Source organism: Nostoc sp. CHAB 5715 (assembly GCF_020829685.1).
Lineage (GTDB): Bacteria > Cyanobacteriota > Cyanobacteriia > Cyanobacteriales > Nostocaceae > Nostoc.
Map to the genome: position 1 here is coordinate 1 of NZ_JAIVFR010000961.1, position 2,787 is coordinate 2,787.

The following is a 2,787-nucleotide window of genomic DNA, read 5'->3' on the forward strand; positions in this document are numbered from 1 at the left end:
CAGATTGTTATTTTTATAGATGAAATTGATAGTGTTCTCAGTTTAAAATTTCCGGTTGATGATTTTTTTGCTTTAATTCGAGCATTCTTTAATCAAAGAGTTGATAATCCTGAATATCAACGCATTAATTTTGTGCTTTTGGGAGTCGCTACTCCTTCTGAGTTGATTCAAGATAAAAAGCGCACTCCTTTTAATATTGGCAAAGGAATTGAATTAACCGGATTTGAATTTGCAGAAGCTTTACCTTTAATCAATGGATTATCTGGACAAACTAGCAACCCGGAAGCCGTACTAAAAGCGATTTTAGACTGGACTGGAGGACAGCCATTTTTGACTCAGAAAGTCTGTGAATTTGTCCGTAAATCTGCAACTGTAATTCCCCCAGGTGAAGAAGCTGCTTTTGTAGAGAATTTAGTCCGACATAGAGTGATTCAGAATTGGGAATCTCAAGATGAACCGGAACATTTTAGAACGATTCGGGATAGAATTTTAAAAAGAGATGAACAGAAAGCAGCATACTTATTAGATTTATATCAGCAAGTATGGCACTCAGGCGGAATAGATATTGATAGTAGTATTGAACAGAGTGATTTACAGTTAGCGGGAATCGTTGTTAACAAGGAGAATAAATTAAAGGTTTATAACCTAATTTATCAAACCATTTTTTACAACTTATGGATTGAGAAAAGTTTAGCCAGTTTGCGTCCTTATGCAGAAAATTATCGTCAGTGGATATTATCAAAAAAAGAAGATGAGTCTCGTTTATTGCGGGGTCAAGCTTTAGTAGAAGCGGAAAATTGGGCAAAAGGTAAAAGTTTAAGTTTTCAAGATGGAGAATTTTTAGCCGCTAGTCGCACACTACAGCGAAAAGAAGAACTAGCAGAAACAGAAATACAGGCAGAATTAGAAAGAGAAAGGAAAGAAAAGGAAGCAGCCGAAAGAGCTAGACAAATTGAAGGTAAAGCTAAACAGAAAGCAGAAAAGCAATTGCGTTTGGGAGTGGTAGTTTTATCTGTTACTTTAGGAATTACAGGTTTGTTAGGTATAGGTGCATTTATCCAGCTGCAAACTGCTCACAAAAATACAAATGAACTCAACCAATCTATTGATAAAATTAGAAAACTTTCAGCAGTGGCTTCTAAACTGCAACAAAAGGGAAAAACAAACGAAGCCAATCAGTCTTTGAATATTGCAGGTTTGATTTTGCAGAAGAAAATTAATAATTTTCAGCTAAAAGAAGCTTTATTAAATAGTTCGTTGGTTTTAGGGTATCAATATCTAGCTGATGCGGACAAGGATCAAAATCAAAAACAAGATTTAGAAAAGGCTGAAATAAATTTTACTAAAAGCCTGGAAGAATTATCAATAATAGAAAATAAAATTGATAAAACTCCTGATAATTTAGCTACTTTAGTTTATATCAACTACGTTAAAGGAAAATTAGAGGAACGCTCAAATCAATCTAAGGCTTTAGCAGATTATAAGAAAGCATTTGATTCTATCAGTAGTCTGAAATCTAAGTTTAAATCTAATGTTGAATTATTCAGTTTAGACCTAAATATTCTCTACAATGGCAATGCTGATATTGTAGCTTTGCTTTATCGTCAACTTAAAAAACTTGATAGCTCAAATCCAGTTTATGCTCAATCTTTAAAGGAACATTTATTAAATGAATTAGATTATTTAATGCAGCAGCAAAGATGGAGGGAAGCAGATTTAAAAAATTCGGAGTTTATTCTCCATTCGGCAGGAAAAGAAGAACAACCCTATTTAGATTTAGCTGATGTCAGAAACTTTAATTGTGATGATTTGAAAAAACTAGATGCACTTTGGGTCAAGAACTCCAAGGGTTATTTTGGTTATAGTGTCCAGAAAAAAATATATTTGGCTAGTGGCAATTCTCTCGATTTTGATTGGGAGAAGGAAGAATGGAAAAATTGGAACGAGAAAGGGTATAATGATTTTACAAAAAGTGTGGGATGGAGAGGACAGGATGGGGAGTGGAGAAGATATGAGGAATTACCCATGAACCTTGCAGGGGGTGGGTTTGAGATATCGATGAGGGGTGAACTCCCAACTCCCGATGGAGAAGGAATTGGGTCTGGGTGGACGGTCAGGTGGGGTCGGTCGGCGGTGGTGAGTTGGGTCGGAGCGGGGTTACTTCTTTCTTCATGCAGAGACTTGTAAATTGTAACAGATAAGGCTTTCAGAGAATTGTAAAGATTTATTCCTGGGATATTTTCCACGCAGTAATAAGGCTTTGGGAGATTCAATATCTGGCACTAGGCAATGCACAACCCAAAGAAAAAAAACAAGCAACACAAAGGGAATTGAGAAGAGCTAATTTAGAGTCGCTGATATTACCAGTAAGTAGCGAATTCCTCTAAAAAAGACATTTTTAGTGATAAATAGAGACACTGCTCCTATCTTCATCTCAAATCATTGACTGTGATCTCTAAAAATCATCCCTGCAACTTGCGGATTGTAACAATTAGCAAAAATAAATTTCTCAGCCACATCAATAATTTCTGGATTACTTGCTTCCCAACTATCCCAAGGCAATCGCATCTGTCCTGGTGATGCTTTTTTTCCTTTGCCTTTAATTACTTTAGGCAAAAATTGATTACCCCAAAAATAGCGTTTTTCTGTTTTCGCTTTTGGCTTGTACTTTTTACAAAAACCCCGATATTTAGCAGCACATTCATTCAAAGTTTTACCCAGTGCTAAAAAAGCCGGATGCCAAGTTGTTAAACCATCATCCCCAAGTCGGTCATAGACTCCATAATT

Annotated in this window: 1 protein-coding gene and 1 pseudogene; one reads left to right on the forward strand and one right to left on the reverse strand. The window is 35.9% G+C overall.

Going from position 1 to position 2,787, the window contains the following annotated elements; all coding sequences use genetic code 11:
- Positions 1-2,187: GUN4 domain-containing protein (locus tag LC574_RS34355; RefSeq protein WP_229458080.1), on the forward strand; the 2,187-nt coding region annotated here is incomplete at its 5' end.
- A gap of 252 nt (positions 2,188-2,439) precedes the next feature.
- On the opposite strand, the pseudogene LC574_RS34360 reads toward LC574_RS34355, so the two are convergent.
- Positions 2,440-2,787, reverse strand: a pseudogene (locus LC574_RS34360) (transposase); the annotation flags it as partial.